Here is a 17914-nt window from a genome sequence, read left to right as displayed (position 1 = left end):
GCGAGAACCCGACATTAAGTCGTACATTATGCGCCTATTATACCGCCATCTTCACGGGTAATTTTCATCACCGTCGAGCGAGGTATGCCATTAATAGCCGAAAAGCTTTGGCTTGGATGCTGTACTCCAACAAACAAGGTTCGGTTATCTGGGCTAAAGGTAAGGCCAGTAATTTCGCACCCGATAGGTCCGGTTAAGAAGCGTTTAATTTCACCTGTTTGAGGATCACCACACAGCATTTGGTTGTTTCCCATGCCGGCGAAATTACCCGAGTTAGAGTAATCACCATCCGTTTGGATCCATAATCGACCAGCATTATCAAAACCGATGCCATCAGGGCTATTAAACATATTATCTTTGTTGATATTGTTGCTACCTGAACGTAAATCAGTATTAGGGTATTGTTCTGGGTTGCCGGCCATGACATAAATATCCCAGAAAAAATCGTCTGAGGTATGGTTACCATTTTTCGGTTCCCAGCGAATGATATGTCCGTAAATATTATTTTCACGCGGATTAGCGCCGTTGACTTCTTGCCCTTCGCGCACACCGCGATATTTATTGTTGGTTAAGGTACAAAAAACTTGGTCAGATTTTGGATTTATCGCCACCCATTCCGGACGATCCATGGTGGTCGCTCCAACTTGTGTTGCCGCTTGGCGAGCAAAAATTAATACTTCTGCTTGGTTATTAAAACCATTTTCTGGGGTTAATCCATTCTTGCCAAAGGTCAGTTCTAGCCATTCGCCTTTACCATGCATTTCAGCATCTTGAGCGGAGAACTTAGCGACATATAAGGTGCCTTCATCGAGTAAATCGCGATTTTTTTCTGGCTTGTGTTGATTGTATTTGTTCTTGGAGACAAATTTATATAAATGCTCGCCACGTTCATCATCCCCCAAGTACACCACGACTTTGCCATTTTTATTAATGGTTAACGCCGCATTTTCGTGCTTGAAGCGACCAAGTGCAGTGCGCTTTTTCGGTTTGGAATGAGGATTCATCGGGTCAATTTCGACCACCCAACCATGGCGATGATTCTCGTTTGGTTCCTTTTCAATATCAAAACGCTCATCGAATTGGTGCCAACGGAACCCACCATCACCAGAGTTAATGCCATAGCGAGCATCCTTTTCTGGTACTTCTATTTTATTATGACTGCCAAAAAAGCCGTTGAAGTTTTCTTCGCAAGTGAGGTAAGTACCCCAAGGTGTTGTACCATTGGCACAGTTATTAAAAGTGCCAAATACTTGAGTGCCGGTTGGATCCGCGTGGGTTTTAAGATTGCCATCACCCGCGGCGGGGCCTGTCAGTTCCATTTCAGTGTAGGCGGTAATGCGACGGTTTAAGCGTCCATTAACATTCACTTGCCAATCACCACGATGACTGCGTTGCAGCTCGACAATGGTAACTCCGACAGCTGCTTGGGCGCGATGCACTTTACTTGCGGTCAGTGTTGCACCTTTATCTTCAAATAAATCAGCATAATTAGTACTTTCATTATTAACGGCAAGCACCGCGCGCTGGCGGCTTAAAGGTAAAAATGTCATGCCATCATTGTTATCGCCAAATTGAAGTTCTTGATCGAGTGCGGTATTTAGCTGAGAAAAAGGGGCGGCATTTGGGTGAATTGGATCCCCCCATGCAATTAAAGATTCAGCTTTATATCCGGCAGGAACTACCACAGTATCTTGTGTTGAGGTTGCAATGGCGTCAAACCCAAGTAAAGACTGGTTTTTTGGAGGACGCGCCATGGCATTGGCAAGTGGTGAGGCGGCAAAAAAAGCCACTGAACTGGTTGCCGACGCGGCTTGTAAAAAACGACGACGATTTAAGCCTTTTTCTACAATTTGAGAAAAATCGGATGGCGCTGAATCTAAATGGTTTGAATAATCATCTTGCTCAACATGGCTCATAATATGCTTTCCTTAGTCTTTTTTAGTTTGACCAAAGGATAAATTATTAATGTGAATGAAATGTGATCATTTATTTAAGTTGATGTTGCAATTAAAGTGCGTGGTTTTCTTCTTTAAGTTATTTCTCTTTCCTTTACGGGTTCACATTACGATTAATTGGGTTTTGCAGTGAAATCAGTGTTTCGGTCGATTGCACTTCATCGATCGCTTGCAACTTGTCTATAAGCACATATTGCAGTTCTTCGATGTTTTTACACATCAGTTTGACGAAAATATTATAAGCGCCAGTGGTGTAATAGGCTTCAACCACTTCATCTAATGCGTTGAGTTTGGCGATAGCAGAATGATAGTCACGTGCTGCATTTAGATTGATGCCAATAAAGCAACACACGTCATAACCCAACTTCTTGGCGTTGATCACCACTTCAGTGCGCTCGATAATATTGGCGGCGCGCATTTTTTCGACTCGAACATGCACCGTGGCAGGGCTAACAGAAAACATTTTGGCCATTTCTGCATACGGAGTGCGCGCATCGGCCATCAAGGTTTTAAGTATGTCACGATCAAGCTGATCTAATTTAGAAATGGGGTTTTGCACGCTGTTCTCCTTGGCTTAAATGCCATGTAATCGATTGCTTCATTGTATCGCTTAAAAATTTATCAATAAAATGACATAAGTGTTAATTTGTTTATATAAAATAGTCGACCGTTGTAGTAATCTGGTCCCTTTTTACTGCATTAAACACTTTCAAATTACTCATGCTTTCAGCTCTGGTCATAATATTAACATGACCACTACTTTGGATTGATTACCTTTGTCGATTTTGTCTAAGCTACGTTACTTTATCATCTTGTTTATCTTGCCTTTTTCTCTAGCGAGTCAAGCGAAAGAGGCAATAGCGTCTCAATATAATGTTTTAACTGTACAAGATTATGAAAGTGAAATATTGGTATTTATTACTTTAAGCCTAATATTTGGCAGTATTATTTTATTTTTACTCAAGCACTTAAAACGAATTCGTTTAAGTGATGCTCTGTCACGTCAAAATCAATACCTATTGGAAACTATTTACGACCAAAGTCACCAATTTATGGGGTTATTGAATGCCAGTGGTGCTTTAGCTTCAAGTAACCAAACGCTGTTGGAGCTTATCTATGCACCTACTTTTGATCATAGTCGTCCGATTTGGATGTATAGTGGTTGGTCAGATGCGACTCGTTTAGAAGTTGAACGCGCTTTCTCTACCGTTCAAGATAAAGGTTTAGTGCGTTTTGAAGCGGAGATTATGCACAGTAATATTGGACCTTGTGTGTTGGATATTACTTTAAAACGGCTACCAAGTTTACTTGATGGTAAAGCGCAATACTTATTTGAAGCCCAAGATGTGACCGCGCGTAATACTACCGAGCGTCGCCTTATCGAAAATGAAAGTAAATTAAGAAATTATTACGAGCTGCAACCGGTAATGATGGTCACTCTTGATGAGCATAACCGCATTCAAGCGGTCAATGCCTTTACCAAACAACTGCTCGATTATGACATTAGTGACATGCTAGGTCAGAAACTTGAGCTTTATTATGCCGATAAAAACGAATTTACCCCGCGTCAAATGCTCTCCCAACCACGACATAGCAAGGCATTAGTTTGGCGCCGAGAAGTTAAATATGTCACGCCGGATAAGCGCATTATTTGGATCCGTGAAAATATTCGCCAAGTATTGGAGACCGGTCAATTATTAATCGTAGGTGAAGATATTTCAGATGCGCACTTATTAGCTGAGAAATTAGAATATCAAGCTCATCACGATGGATTAACAGGATTGTATAATCGTAATCACTTCGAACAAGAGTTGCTGATTGCGCTACAAGAAGTAAAAGGAAAAATTCGCTCGCATGCCATGCTGTATCTAGATTTAGACCAGTTTAAACTTGTTAATGATACGGTTGGGCATGAAGCGGGAGATGCCGTATTAATGCATTGCGGTAACTTGCTATCAGGGTTGACGACAGAGCGTTCGGTGGTGGCAAGGATCAGTGGTGACGAATTCGCTCTACTGATCAGAGATTGTGAACAAGACGAATTATTAGGTTTTGCAGATCAAATTTTAAAATCGTTTAATCAAAGCGAATTTAGCTGGCAAGGTATCCATATAAATATCAGTACCTCGATTGGTATTCGAGTGATTGATCATACCGTCACGTCTCATCAGATGGTGCATGCACAAGCCGATACCGCCTGTAATTTAGCCAAAGAAGAAGGTCGTAATCGCGCTCACTTATACCGCGCCGATGATGAAAACTTCCGCCGCCGTGAAATGGAAATGGAGTGTGTAAACCAAGTTTATGATGCGATCGCCAATGACCGTGTCGATCTTTACGCGCAACAAATCAAAGATATCAGTCCCAATGCTAGTGGGAAAATGCACTTTGAAATCTTGGTGCGTTTGCGTGATAAAGACAATATTTTAATGTCGCCCGCGATCTTTATGCCCGCGATTGAACGCTATAACTTAGCCCATTTAATTGATCGTGAAGTATTCAAAAAAACATTAGCTTGGTTTGAAGCCAGACCTAATATTGTTAAGCATTTAGGCCGTTGTTCAATTAACTTATCGGGGCAATCGATGGGTGACAATGACTTTATTATGTTCTTAACCGATCTACTCGAAAATACCACTATTACAAGAGAAAAATTGTGTATTGAGATCACTGAAACCGCTGCGGTGGCCAATATGCAAGTGGCTACCGATTTGTTTACACGTCTAAAACAGCTAGGTTGTTTGATTGCTTTGGATGATTTTGGTTCGGGCTTATCTTCTTTTGCTTATTTAAAAACCTTACCGCTCGATATTGTTAAAATTGATGGCTGTTTTGTTCGAGATATGCATAATGACTCCAAAGATTATGTAGTAGTTCGTGCCATGAACTCATTAGCCAAGCAAATGGGCATGCAAACTGTGGCCGAATTTGTCGAAAACCAACAAATACTCGATTTATTGGTCGATCTTGGGGTCGATTATGCGCAAGGTTATTTCTTTTGTGCTCCTATTCCGCTGCCAAGGCTTGTGGATCAATGGCTTGAAGAACAAGGTAAGCAACAATGAAATTAGCCTTATGCTGTGAAGCGCTTGGTCGAGAAGCCGAATTGCAAGCGTTAGCTCAACGTTGGCAGTTAACCCACCAAGCCGACTCGGTATTTGCATTGGTATTGACCGATGAGCGAGTTGAATTGCGTAAATTAGATGAACCTAAGTTAGGTGCAATTTATGTGGATTTAGCCGGAGGTGCGGCCTCACATCGCCGTAAATTTGGTGGTGGTAAGGGGCAAGCGATTGCCAAAGCGGCAGGGCTGAATAAAGGAAAAAACCCTACCATTTTAGATGGCACAGCAGGGCTAGGGCGTGATGCGTTTGTGCTTGCATCATTAGGTTGTAAAGTACAAATGGTCGAGCGTAATCCGGTTGTTGCGGCATTATTAGATGATGGATTGTCACGCGCCAAGCAAGATCCAGAAATTGGCGTTTGGGTGAGTGAACGCATGAGTTTATTGCATGCTTCGAGTCACGATGCACTCGAGCAATTAATGCAGCAAGACGGCTTTATTCAACCGGATGTGGTGTATCTTGATCCTATGTATCCACACCCTGAAAACAAAAAAAAATCGGCATTAGTGAAAAAAGAGATGCGAGTATTTCAATCTTTAGTTGGCGCAGATAATGACGCCGATGCTTTGCTTAAACCGGCATTGGCTTTAGCCACCAAACGTGTGGTGGTAAAGCGGCCAGATTATGCTGATTGGCTTGATGGAGAAAAACCTAGCATGGCGATTGAAACCAAAAAAAATCGCTTTGATGTGTATGTGCAAGCGGCAATGAAGTCATAACATCACGCCTCTCTAACAATCCCTAATATAAGAACGAGCTGAGTGGCTCGTTTTTTATGCCAGTAAAAATTAAATGGAACACATCCTGTTACCTTCGGTCTAAACTTATTGTCTATCTTATGACAAAGCTGCGATATAAGGTGGTTACATTAACTTCCATCAATATAGTAGCTCTAACCATGTGAAAAGGGATCCAATGAAAAAGATAACACTATTATTAGCGATGTCATTATTCACTCCTATGACAGTACTGGCCGCCGATTCAGCCGCTGGATCCAATCAAGCGTGCACCACTTTTGGTAATAAGATCATTGTAGGCCAAAAGGAATGGGTGACGGTGCTAAATAGCAATCAAAAGACCATCGCCAAGGTCGATACCGGTGCCACCACCTCATCGATTAACGCCACTGAGATTAAAGATTTTGAAAAAGATGGCAAAGATATGGTGTCGTTTAAAATTAAAGTGAAAGACCAAGAAAGTGAAACCATTACCTTGCCAGTGGTGCGTTGGGTGCATATTAAGCAGTCTTCTAGTACTAAAACTTCACGTCGTCCGATCATTGAATTAAACATTAAGTTAGGTGATAAAACTTACACTACACCATTTAACTTAGTGGATCGCGACCACATGGTTAATGCCATTTTATTAGGTCGTTCTTTTTTAACTAAAGTGGCCTTGGTGGATGTTGAGCAAAAATACCTCTTCAAGTAATTGATAGTAATTATCACTTGCATTTAAATGCTAAAAACCCTATAAATAAGAATAGTTGTTATTTACTTTGGCCGTGACAATCTTCACCTAAGACTCAAGACTCAAGACTCAAGACTCAAGACTCAAGACTCAAGACTCAAGACTCAAGACTCAAGACTCAAGACTCAAGAATTAAATGATTTATAGATCGAAGGGAAGATGAAACAAAGCATTCACAGGCCAGAGTAAATGATGTCATTTCACTTTATAGGTGTGTGGTTGATGGCAAATTCTCCAGCAAAAAAGACATTATGTAAGTACACACGCCAAGATATCGCGGCGAGTAATATGGCTGAATTGATCGCTGAACCTCAGTTTTTCTGTGGTGCTTGCGCGCGTTCATCCAGTCAAAAAAATGCTTTGTGTCAACCTGTCGCACTAACCGAACTCACTGATCAAGTTTTCGATCTAACTTCTGCTCACACCTCAGAGTTAACCTCGCAAGATCCGATCCAAGTTAACCCTCAACAAGATCACCTTCCTCAAGTTAATCGATCGGCTCAAGCGGTCGAAAAAGCGAAGGCGTTAAAAGCTCAACGTGAAGTGTCGATTAAAGAGACGCCGTTAAAGCATGGTGTACATTTGGTCGAACCCATTTCTCCATCTCCATCTCAAACCAAAACCCCTGATCTTGATGTGATAAAACAAGTGTTGAAGCTGCAACACAAGCAGGAAAAGGCGGAGAAAAAACAGCAAAAAATGCGGAAAAAGTTGCTGGAAAAACAAAGCGAATTAGCAGATAAACACCACAAGGTACTCAAACAAGAGCGCAAATTGCTTAAACAACAAGCTAAGCTGAATAAGCAACAAGCGCAAATGAAACAAAAACTGGCGCAGTACGAGTTAGATTGGCCACTCTCTGCATTGAGCGCTGTCTCTGGGCTAAATACTGAGAATAAAGAGCGAGTTTCTCAATTAAAAGTGCTGCATTAATCGGCGTTTAGATATTACGAGTTTTTTTATATTTATGCTGGTTTAAAGCGTTAATTTTGAATACTGCATCACCAATTCTGCGATACTTTTAGTCTCAAATTTTTTCATCAAACTCGAACGGTGTACTTCAACGGTTCTGACCGCAATACATAAATCATCGGCAATTTGTTGATTTTTCATACCTTGAACAATTAATCTTAAAATCTCTTTCTCTCGATCGGTGAGTGAATCAAAAGCGTGTTGAATATGGCAAGTTTGCAATGCTTGCTGTGAGTAATGACAAGCTTTTTCTATTGCTTGGGTGAGCTTGATATAATCGACCGGTTTTTGTAGAAAATCCACCGCGCCTTGTTGCAATGCCTCCACTGCCATTGGTACATCGCCATGCCCAGTTAAATACACGATACCGAGTGGGCTATTGTGCTGTTTTAAGGCTTGATGAACTTGCTGACCACGCATGATTGGCATGCGACTGTCTAATAATACGCAGCCTGGTTGCGCTATTTTTGCCTGTTGAAGAAACTGCGCACCATCACTAAAGGTATAAATTTGGTAATCCAGCTCCTGTAATAAGAAGGCCAATGAGTCGCGCACAGAATCATCGTCATCAACAATATAAATCGGTAAATCTAGCATGGTGTACCTACTTAAGGTTTAACGCTTGTAAGGGTAATAAAATACGCGCTTCACAGCCAAATGGGGTTTGTTTTTGATTCTGTATTTGGCCGGGATGCAGATGAAAATCGCCATGATGTTGTTCAATAATGTCATGGCAAATCGACAAACCTAACCCCAACAGGAGAAGCGGGGATTGATGGACGTTCAACCGCATGTGCGCGTGGCAATGCCATGATGGATGTGCAAAATAGCCCGTATCGTGTGACTCAACCATTAAAGCGGGTTGGCAAACGTGGCGAAGGTAAGTGGCAACCGATCAGCTTTGAGCAATTAGTCACAGAAGTGGTCGAAGGCGGTGATCTGTTTGGTGAAGGGCATGTTGATGGCTTGAAAGCGATCCGCGATCTCAATACCCCGTTAGATGTTAAAAATCCGGAATATGGCCCATTAGCCAACCAATTATTGGTGACAAACTCTACCAACGAAGGGCGCGATGATATTTTAAAACGTTTTGCTTTTAATAGCTTTGGTACCCGTAACTTTGCTAACCATGGCTCGTATTGTGGCTATGTATTTCGCGCCGCTTCTGGGGCATTCCTCAATGATCTGGATAAATTCTTAAACTTAAAACCCGATTATGAGCATGTGGAATTCGCACTATTTATTGGCACTGCGCCAGCTCAATCGGGTAATCCTTTTAAGCGTCAAGCTCGTCAATTAGCGAAAGCCCGTACCCGTGATAATTTTGACTATGCGGTTGTCACCCCAGTATTGCCGATGACTTCAAGCTTAGCCGCAGGTCATAACAATCAATGGGTACCAACTAAACCTGCCAGCGATTCGGCATTGGTGTTTGCTATGATGCAGTGGATGTTTACCCACGATCGCTATAATAAAGATTACCTTGCCCAAGTGAGTCATGAAGCAATGCAAGCGACAGGAAATGCGCACTGGTGTAATGCCACTCATCTTGTGATCACCCAAGCGGGCCATGCTCGTGAAGGGTCTATGCTGCGAGCCTCGGATATTGGTTTGCCATTTAATGGGGAAGCTCGTTCAGACAGCGATCCTTATGTGGTAGTCAATCAAGCAACAGGGGAATTGGTTGCCAATACTCTGGCGCAACCGGCGCGTTTATTGGTCGAGCAAACCTTGGATACCAAACTTGGTCACTTGAGTGTGGCTTCATCATTACAAAAATTAAAGCACAGTGCGTTTGAGCATAATATGCAAGAGTGGAGCGATCTGTGTGAAGTGCCGGTTGATAAAATTATTGAACTCGCAGATAAATTCACCAGTCATGGGCATAAAGCGGTGGTCGATACTCACGGCGGTAATATGCACGCCAATGGTTTTTATAACGGCTATACCATTTTAATGCTTAATGCCATGGTCGGGAACATTAACAAGAAAGGCGGCATGATGGCCAAAGCGGGCGGTTGGCCAACGTCGGGTGCCGGCCCTCGTTACGATTTCACTCAATTTAAAGGGAAAGTCGCACCCAAAGGCGTGTTTTTATCGCGTAGTAAATTTCCGTATGAGAAAACCACCGAATACAAAAACAAAGTGGCAGCTGGACAATCGCCGTATCCGACTCGTGCGCCTTGGTACCCGATCTCTGCGCCATTATTAACCGAGCATCTCACTGCGGCAATGGATGGCTATCCATATCGATTAAAGGCTTGGATCAATCACATGGGAAATCCGTTATTAGACTCAGTCTAAACCTAAAAAAACGGACATTTACACGAATGTCCGTTTTTTTATTTTGGCTTATCGAGGTAGCAAGCCATAATTTACTGGTTACGCTTTTCGTTTAACCCAAGTCTCATTGACCCACAAAGACAATAAGATCACTGCGCCGCCAATCAATAAGCGAATAAAGTCGACATCGCGATTCCAAATCAAAATATTCACCACCAGTCCCGCGGGCACCAAGGCATTATTCATTACCGCTAACGCGCCTGCATTAACCATACATGCGCCTTTATTCCACATAAAATAGCCTAAGCCAGACGCAATCAAACCAAGGTAAATTAATATCCCCCATTGCAGGTTTGTGGTTGGCAGTTTGGTCATATTTCCCATTAATAAAAACGCGATGCTAGCCACGATAAACGCGCCAATATAAAAATAACCAAACACCGTATGTTGTGGCGGTTTAACGTTTTCTTTTTCCATCACAAATTTATAGCCAACCTGACCGATGGCAAAACATAAGTTGGCCGCTTGCACCACTAAAAAACCCGTGAAGAAATTCTCATTTACCCCTGCAAATTTAATGATCACCGCACCCACCACTGCAATGGCGGCGGTAATTAAATACCATGGTGAAAACTGCCCTTTAAGAAAATCATAAAGCAAGGTGACATAAATCGGCGTGAAAACAGTAAACAGCAATACTTCAGGTACGGAAAGTAATAAGAAAGATTGATAATAAAAGCAGTACATTAACCCCAGCTGAATGCCGCCAATTGCCATTAATTTAGCGATCAGCACACGGGGAATGCCTTTGAATTTTAAGAAAGGTAAAAACACTAAGCCGGCCAGAGCGATACGCATCCACACCGAAAACCAAGCATCAACTTGACCGGCAAGGTAAACGCCGATCAAGCTAAAAGAGAACGCCCACAATAGCGTGACCGCAGAAAGGTAAACCATAATGTATCCCTGTAAACCAAAATAAGGATGGCAAGTTTACCTTAAGTGACAATAAAAGCAGCTTAATCTCATTATGTTTTTATTTCGAAATTGGTTTTTATTTCAAAACTAGTTTTTATCTCGAAAATGAATTAATCATCTAATGGCACGATCAGCATATCGACAGGGGAGTCGTTAAGCATTTGTCGAGAGGTAGACAAGATCTTACTCCAGAAATCTTTGTGATGACCACATAACACCAAATCGATATTGATTTCTTGGATCGTATTGCGGATCTCATTGCATAAATCACCACTAGAAACGATGATTTCGCTGACCGGATAATCCACCGTTTGTACCAGTTTTTGGATCTTCCCTTGCGCCGCCTCGAGCATCGCATTTTGGGTTTCAGCAAAGTTGATTTCCATAAAGCCGGTGTACATGTCGGTAAAGTTCACATCAATATGCACCAGAGATAAATTGGCATTAAGTGCGCATGCCAGTCCCGCTGCTTTTTTTACTAAAATTTCACTGTCTTCAGATAAATCCACTGCCACAAGAATATGTTTGTAAGTCATAGAGCACTCTCCGGAAAAAATTATAGTATTGGCTTAAGTATATGCCTTACTTGGTATGGTTTTATGTTACGCCTGAAAAATTAAAAAAAACACTTGTCGCTTCACATCATTGCGTCTTGTAAAAAAGAGCGTTTATCACAGCAGCATTCCTACAGCATGGTATAGTGAAGGCATGCTGTAAATTAAATATTGGTTCAAACAGGAGTTGAATATGCTATCAAAAGCGATGATCGATAATTTAAATGATCAAATAAATCTGGAATTTTTCTCATCCAATCTATACTTACAAATGAGTGCTTGGTGTGAAGACAAGGGCTTTGAAGGTGCGGCTGAATTTTTACGCGCTCATGCAGCAGAAGAAATGGAACACATGCAACGCTTGTTTACTTATGTTAGCGAAACCGGTGGATTGCCGATTTTAGGCGCGATTGATGCCCCTAAACATGAGTTTGCTAGCCTTGGTGAGGTGTTCCGAGAAACCTACCAGCATGAGCAAATGATCACAGAACGCATCAACAAACTCGCTCATATGGCGTTTACTTGCCAAGACTACTCCACCTTTAATTTCTTGCAGTGGTATGTTGCTGAGCAGCACGAAGAAGAAAAACTATTCAAAGGTGTTTTGGACAAGTTAGAACTCGTCGGGGAAGATGGCAAAGCGCTTTTCTTTATCGATAAAGATCTGGCTGAGTTGGCAAAACAAGGATCATCTTCAGTGATGGCAAGCTCGAATCCAGTTTAAGTTTCACTGATATTAAGTGTTACTAAGCTTGAGCTAGAAAAAAAGATACTGATTATCTTTTCTTCCGCCCCACTAGAAGGTGTTTGGAGGAAAGGATGATCAGTGCTGATACTTTACTTATTGCGTTTACGCTCGTAACCGCTATCAATATGGTGCGATACCTAACCGCATTACGCTCACTTATTTTTATCATGCGAGAAGCACACCCACTGCTGTACCAGCAAGTCGATGGGCGCGGTTTTTTCCACACCAATGGTAATATGTCCAAACAAGTGCGCTTATTTCACTACTTAAAAAACCGTGATTATCAACACCACCACGAGCCAGTTTTTATCTCCAAGTGCGGTAAGGTGCGTGATTTGTTTATGTTATCGGCCGGCTTACTCGGTTTAACGTTATTGATGGCATTTATTGCCTAGTGAATAAATAAACCAAACTCGCATTGTCATAAATGCTTTACCTCATCTATTTATTAAAGGATGTGCTAAAATCGCGCATCTTTTTTTTGTGCGGTAGATAAAGTTATGAGTAATCATTTTGATGTTGTGATCATTGGTGCGGGTGCGGCAGGGTTAATGTGCGCTGCCGAAGCTGGTAAGCGTGGACGCAAAACCTTAGTGATCGATAATGCCAAAAAGCCAGGGCGTAAAATTTTGATCTCTGGTGGTGGTCGCTGTAACTTTACCAATTACGATGTCAGTGCCAATAACTTTGTCTGCCAAAATCCTCACTTTGTAAAATCGGCTTTATCGCAATACACCAATTGGGATTTCATTAGCTTAATCTCCAAATATGAGATTGAATTTGAAGAGCGCGATCACGGGCAGCTGTTTTGTTTATCGGCTAATGCTGAGGATAAAAATCCGGCGAAAAATATCGTTAATATGTTGCTTAAAGAGTGCGATTTTTCCCATGTCTCTCAATGGTATCGTTGTGATATTCAAGACATCAAAAAGACAGAAAACGGCTTTTCATTCCATTCTATTTCGAGTAGCAAAGAGCACACTGGCGAGATCACTTGTGAGTCATTAGTGGTGGCTACCGGCGGCCTTTCAATGCCCAAACTGGGCGCGACCCCATTTGGCTATCAACTGGCTGAGCAGTTTGGATTATCGGTCGTGCCAACCAGTGCCGGTTTAGTCCCTTTTACTCTGCATAAAGAAGAAAAAGAAGCGTTTGCCGAGTTATCCGGCATTGCGGTACCCGCTGAGATCACCGCCCAAGATGGCACCTTGTTTAAAGAAGCGCTGCTATTTACTCATCGTGGGTTATCGGGTCCTTCAGTGCTGCAAATATCTTCATTTTGGCGCGCAGGACAAACTGTCAGTATCAATCTGGTTCCCAATGATGATGTACTAGCATTGCTGACTCACTCACGAGAAAAACACCCCAACCAAAGCTTAAAAAACACCCTTGCCAAAGTTCTGCCTAAGCGTGTGATTGAAGTGTTTATCGATCGTAAATTACTCACTGATAAACCATTAAAGCAGTTTAATCTAAAAGAAATTCAAGCCGTGGTCGATCAACTTGAGCAATGGCAAGTGTTGCCCAATGGCACCGAAGGTTACCGCACCGCAGAAGTAACTTTAGGAGGCGTTGATACCAAGCATTTGTCGTCTAAAACCATGCAATGTAACGATATCCAAGGCCTGTATTTTATCGGCGAAGTGATGGATGTCAGCGGCTGGCTAGGCGGTTACAACTTCCAATGGGCATGGAGCAGTGGTTTTGTAGCAGGGCAGTGGGTGTAGTCTTTTTTAGAACGATACAAAACGACTCTAAGGAATGGAGACGATAACAACATAAAATCTAGGTATTTCAATGATAAACAATAAACGCTTCATTCCTCTTCTTATGTATATGCTGGTCGCCTTTGGTGGGATCATGGTGGATATCATTGTTCCTTCCTTGCCTTCAATGCGATCGGCATTAGGGGCGAGTGAAACCATGACCCAATGGGCATTTACGGCCGCGATGCTTGGCTTTGGTTTGGGGCAGTTGATTGCCGGATTTGTGGTGGATGCTTATGGCCGTAAAAAGCCGATGCTGATTGGTGGCATGGTATTGGTCGTGAGTTTGATATTGACGATGATGATGAGCTCGATGCAAGCAGTGATCGGTTTGCGCTTATTGCAAGGGCTGTCAGTTTCGTTTGTTTGTGTTGGTGGACGAGCGGTCGTAAAAGATTTATTTCACGGTGATGCTTATCTAAAAGCAATAAACTGGTTGACGATTTCGTTTGCGATGGGGATAACTTTATCGCCTTTTGTCGGAGGTTATATTGAAACCCTATTTGGTTGGCAGATGGTGTTTATCTTTTTAGCGGTCTGGGTCAGTATTGGTTGTGTGTTGTTATGGTTATTTTTTGAAGAAACGCACCTTAATCGTGAGCCGTTACATTTAAGCACCATGAAAGCGAATCTTAGCGATATTTTATTGAATAAAAACTTCCAATATATTGCGTTAGCATGCGGTATTTTTTACAGCATTCTGCCCACTTTCAATACCGTATCGTCATTTCTTATCCAAGAAACCTTAGGCTATAGCCCTGTATTTTATGGTTATCTGGCATTGGCTTTAGGCGGCTGTTGGTTAATCGGTAATATCACCAACCACTTCTTATTTCATATCACCGCAATGCGTAAAACCGTGGTATCGCTAGGTTTGTCATTATTGGCAGTGTTGCTCGGTATTGGTTATCAATTTGAATTTGGGTTAAATATATACGCCTTTATCGCCCCAATTGGTTTGATTATCTTTTCGCTGGGGATGTTATTTCCGCTTTATCTTGGCCATGCATTAGGGCCTTTTAGTCATATTGCAGGTATTGCCAATGCGTTGGTATTTTCGGTTTGTTGGTTGTGCACTGCGCTTATTTCCCTGCTTGCATCTTCGTTACCGCTAGACAGCGGCATCCCATTAATGGCGATGTATTTGGTGTTGATTGTATTGGCGATGTATTTGGTGTTGATTGTATTGGCGATGGGTTTGGTCAAAAAAATCAAATAATGATCCGAGATCGTTTTAGCGATTGATGTGATCACCGGCTTAAATCTCATTATGGATAGATCTGTCCATAATGATTAGATCCTTTGACTCTTTATCTACGATGACTATTTTGTCATAATTAGCCCATCAAACATTCAGAATAAAGTGCAAAGGAAAAACCGATGAAAGCGAGCGGTTACCAACAAAACCTAGCATCAACAAACGAACTGTCATTACAAGATATTGACGTTGCCATACCATCTGCAACAGGGCGCGATATTTTAGTAGAAGTGAAGGCTGTATCGGTTAATCCTATCGATTTTAAACTTCGCCAGAATATGCCTGCACCTGAAAATGAACACAAAATATTAGGCTTTGATGCGACAGGTATTGTTAAGTCTGTTGGTGAGAATGTCACTCTATTTAAGCCTGGTGATAAAGTGTGGTATGCCGGTGATATTAGTCGTTCTGGCAGCAACGCTCAATTTCAACTTGTCGATGAGCGCATTGTGGGTCAGATGCCAAGCTCCTTATCTTTTGCGGAAGCGGCGGCGTTACCACTGACAACCATTACCGCATGGGAAATGCTATTTGACCGCTTGAAGGTCGACAAAACCAATTCTAATAAGAGTATTTTGGTGATTGGTGCGGCCGGTGGTGTCGGCTCTATCATGGTTCAGTTGATTAAAAACTTAACCGATCTGACGGTTATTGCTTCCGCTTCTCGCCCAGAAACCGTGGCATGGTTAGAAGATCTAGGTGCCGATCATGTGATAAACCACACCAACCTATTAAGTGAAGAATTTACCGCTCAGCAATTGGGGGAGGTTGATTATGTGGTGGGCTTAAATAATACCACTCAACATTTAGTTGAAATTGAAAAAGTACTCAAACCTCAGGGCCAGTTTGCACTGATCGATGATCCTGAAACACTCGATATCATGTTGTTTAAAAAGAAAAGTATTTCTGTGCATTGGGAGATGATGTTTACTCGCTCTCTTTATCAAACAGAGGATATGCAGTCTCAGCATCAGTTATTGAATATAACCGCGAATATGATTGATAAAGGACTGCTGAGAACGACGCTAGGTAAGCATATGGGCAAAATAAATGCTCAAAATCTACGACAAGCACATCAGTTATTAGAGACTCAAACTGCAAAAGGGAAAATCGTCCTCGAAGGGTTTTAACGAGCAAGACAGAACCATCTGGCATGAAAGAATGCTCTCAATTGTAGTTGAAATATAGGTTAATTAAATCAATGTGTTGAGTTGGTTTAATTAACGATACAACTGAGAGTAATTAGGAATGTGGTTGCTCCAAAACGGAGGCGCGCCGATATGATGTTGTACCGAAGTAATAAATTCTCGGACTAATATCGGTTGTTGTCGATGCGGGTAGACCACATAAATACCGGTATCCATAGTCGACAGTCGGTGCTCGGTCAGTAACGGAAATAGCCGAGATTCGGTAATCGGCTGCTCAAGATTAAATAAATCAATCAAACTGTAACCTATCCCATCTTTGACCGCTGCCATTAAGGTGCGTACATCACTGACTTTATAGTTACCCTGCATTTTGTAATTTTCCCAATCACTCTTATGTGGCGTTTTACTGATGCGTAATTTATCTAACACCGTATCGCCATTGGTGAAAATAACGGCGGGCAGTTTAATTAATTCATCTGGCGTGGTGGGTGTGCCATGCTTTTGGATAAAAAGTTCGGATGCAATAATCGCAAATTGAGTCGGTGCTATTTTCTTAGCAATTAAATTAGACTCATTCAATTTTCCCACTCTAAACGCCAAATCAAAATGGTCGGTGATGATGTCCGTTTGCTTATCCGCCAGTATTAATGAGATTTCGACTTGTGGGTATTGCGCCATAAATTTAGAAATAACTGGCTGTAAATACTCTTGTCCCCAGAAGATCGGCGCGGTGATCCGCAGTTTGCCTTTCGGCTCGAATTGATGAGTATTGGCGATGGTTTGGATCTCATCTAATGTCACTTTTAACTGGGTGGCTTTTTTTAATATTTCTTCACCGACAGGGGTAAGCGAAAAGGAGCGAGTGGAACGGTTGAGGAGTTGAACGCCAAGACTAGTCTCTAGTTTCTTGATTTGTTTCGATAATGAGGAGTTGTCCATTTCATGCAATGCAGCGGCTTTTGAAAATGAATTCTGTTGTACCACATCTATAAATAGAGACAGCTGAGTAACAATCGACATAAGAACTCCTTATTGCGTAATCAATCGATTATATCTATAAGGTTATTGGGAGTGCAATCACGGCTAGGTTATGGGCTTAACTCAATTGGAATGACTGCTCTTACCGCTTCTCAATATAAAGGATTAAACTGCCGACTCGAAAGCCAAATTTGGTCATGTCGGTTTTATTGAATAAGCGCTTTTCATCGATAAGGTGCATCCAATCATCTAAGGTAAGTTGATAGGTGGTGCCTTGCGATTCTATGTTCATGTCATATTTCCAATACAAGGCCGATCCGCGGGTGGTGCCGGTCGCGGTGCCGATCACATCGCTGGCATGACCTTGGTATTGATTGTCGGATAATTTTTCTAAATACCACACCCGAGTCGATTTCTCACCATCATCAAATTCAAACCATTCTTTGAGCTCGCCTTGGTTGCCTTTCCATGAACCGATCAAATCCACGTTAAAGCGTCGAGTCACATTGCCGGAGCGATCCAGCACCATGCCGTAGGCTTTGAGTTTACCGTCAAAGAATTGTTCGAGTTTCAACTCCGGCGTGGTATTGGCGTATTGCTCTAAGCTATTTGGGCTGCATCCGGTGAGCAGCAAGGTAAGAAATACTATGATCAGTTTCATGTGAGTTCCTCTCGATTG

At 42.1% G+C, this 17914-nt stretch carries 16 protein-coding genes and 1 pseudogene; 10 read left to right on the top strand and 7 right to left on the bottom strand.

What is annotated here, in order from left to right:
• Positions 1-26: 26 nt before the first annotated feature.
• Both HC723_RS04895 and asnC read right to left on the bottom strand, forming a co-directional pair.
• A complete protein-coding gene (locus HC723_RS04895) occupies positions 27-1916 on the bottom strand; it encodes a PhoX family protein (protein ID WP_190338393.1) in 1890 nt (629 codons plus the stop codon).
• A 133-nt stretch (positions 1917-2049) separates the two neighbouring features.
• Positions 2050-2514, bottom strand: a complete 465-nt coding sequence (asnC, locus tag HC723_RS04890) for a transcriptional regulator AsnC (RefSeq protein ID WP_153445762.1) — start codon at positions 2512-2514, stop codon at positions 2050-2052.
• A 217-nt stretch (positions 2515-2731) separates the two neighbouring features.
• Here asnC and HC723_RS04885 point away from each other — a divergent pair, with 217 nt between their 5' ends.
• From HC723_RS04885 to HC723_RS04870, 4 genes are all read left to right on the top strand, one after another.
• The gene (locus tag HC723_RS04885; RefSeq protein ID WP_190338392.1) at positions 2732-5020 is read left to right on the top strand and encodes a putative bifunctional diguanylate cyclase/phosphodiesterase; all 2289 of its coding nucleotides are present in this window, start codon (positions 2732-2734) and stop codon (positions 5018-5020) included.
• Positions 5017-5799, top strand: coding sequence for a class I SAM-dependent methyltransferase (locus HC723_RS04880; RefSeq protein WP_153445765.1), 783 nt, complete (start codon positions 5017-5019; stop codon positions 5797-5799). The genes HC723_RS04885 and HC723_RS04880 overlap by 4 nt, the downstream gene beginning before the upstream one ends.
• Positions 5800-5995: 196 nt before the next feature.
• Positions 5996-6511 (top strand): ATP-dependent zinc protease family protein, encoded by a 516-nt coding sequence (locus HC723_RS04875; protein ID WP_190338391.1) that lies wholly within the window; start codon positions 5996-5998, stop codon positions 6509-6511.
• Between the two features lie 261 nt (positions 6512-6772).
• Positions 6773-7483, top strand: a complete 711-nt coding sequence (locus HC723_RS04870; RefSeq protein WP_190338390.1) for a hypothetical protein — start codon at positions 6773-6775, stop codon at positions 7481-7483.
• A 42-nt stretch (positions 7484-7525) separates the two neighbouring features.
• On the opposite strand, the gene HC723_RS04865 is transcribed toward HC723_RS04870, so the two are convergent.
• Positions 7526-8119 (bottom strand): response regulator transcription factor, encoded by a 594-nt coding sequence (locus HC723_RS04865; protein WP_190338389.1) that lies wholly within the window; start codon positions 8117-8119, stop codon positions 7526-7528.
• 138 nt (positions 8120-8257) lie between these two features.
• Between HC723_RS04865 and HC723_RS04860 the strand changes: the two are divergent.
• Positions 8258-9811: pseudogene (locus tag HC723_RS04860) on the top strand (molybdopterin-dependent oxidoreductase); the annotation flags it as partial.
• Positions 9812-9904: 93 nt separating this feature from the next.
• On the opposite strand, the gene HC723_RS04855 reads toward HC723_RS04860, so the two are convergent.
• The gene (locus HC723_RS04855; protein ID WP_190338388.1) at positions 9905-10762 is read right to left on the bottom strand and encodes a carboxylate/amino acid/amine transporter; all 858 of its coding nucleotides are present in this window, start codon (positions 10760-10762) and stop codon (positions 9905-9907) included.
• 131 nt (positions 10763-10893) lie between these two features.
• Complete coding sequence (locus tag HC723_RS04850) at positions 10894-11319, bottom strand: universal stress protein (RefSeq protein WP_153445775.1); 426 nt, start codon at positions 11317-11319, stop codon at positions 10894-10896.
• 211 nt (positions 11320-11530) lie between these two features.
• Between HC723_RS04850 and ftnA the strand changes: the two genes are divergently transcribed.
• From ftnA to HC723_RS04825, 5 genes are all read left to right on the top strand, one after another.
• A complete protein-coding gene (gene ftnA / locus HC723_RS04845) occupies positions 11531-12061 on the top strand; it encodes a non-heme ferritin (RefSeq protein ID WP_190338387.1) in 531 nt (176 codons plus the stop codon).
• Positions 12062-12156: 95 nt separating this feature from the next.
• The gene (gene uspB, locus HC723_RS04840; RefSeq protein ID WP_153445778.1) at positions 12157-12480 is read left to right on the top strand and encodes a universal stress protein UspB; all 324 of its coding nucleotides are present in this window, start codon (positions 12157-12159) and stop codon (positions 12478-12480) included.
• Between the two features lie 105 nt (positions 12481-12585).
• Positions 12586-13812: an NAD(P)/FAD-dependent oxidoreductase gene (locus tag HC723_RS04835; RefSeq protein ID WP_190338386.1), complete on the top strand. Its 1227-nt coding sequence runs from the start codon at positions 12586-12588 to the stop codon at positions 13810-13812.
• Between the two features lie 70 nt (positions 13813-13882).
• Complete coding sequence (locus tag HC723_RS04830) at positions 13883-15070, top strand: MFS transporter (RefSeq protein ID WP_190338385.1); 1188 nt, start codon at positions 13883-13885, stop codon at positions 15068-15070.
• Between the two features lie 161 nt (positions 15071-15231).
• Positions 15232-16239 carry a zinc-binding alcohol dehydrogenase family protein gene (locus HC723_RS04825; RefSeq protein WP_153445783.1) on the top strand — a complete coding sequence of 336 codons (1008 nt, stop codon included), beginning with the start codon at positions 15232-15234 and terminating at the stop codon, positions 16237-16239.
• A gap of 90 nt (positions 16240-16329) precedes the next feature.
• Here the strand turns inward: HC723_RS04825 and HC723_RS04820 are convergent, their stop codons facing one another.
• Complete coding sequence (locus HC723_RS04820; RefSeq protein WP_190338384.1) at positions 16330-17277, bottom strand: LysR family transcriptional regulator; 948 nt, start codon at positions 17275-17277, stop codon at positions 16330-16332.
• 100 nt (positions 17278-17377) lie between these two features.
• Positions 17378-17896, bottom strand: coding sequence for a DUF3833 domain-containing protein (locus tag HC723_RS04815; protein ID WP_190338383.1), 519 nt, complete (start codon positions 17894-17896; stop codon positions 17378-17380).
• Positions 17897-17914: the final 18 nt, after the last annotated feature.

It is taken from the genome of Vibrio sp. S11_S32 (assembly GCF_014694465.1).
GTDB lineage: Bacteria > Pseudomonadota > Gammaproteobacteria > Enterobacterales > Vibrionaceae > Vibrio > Vibrio algicola.
This window is presented reverse-complemented; position numbering and strand designations above follow the sequence as displayed.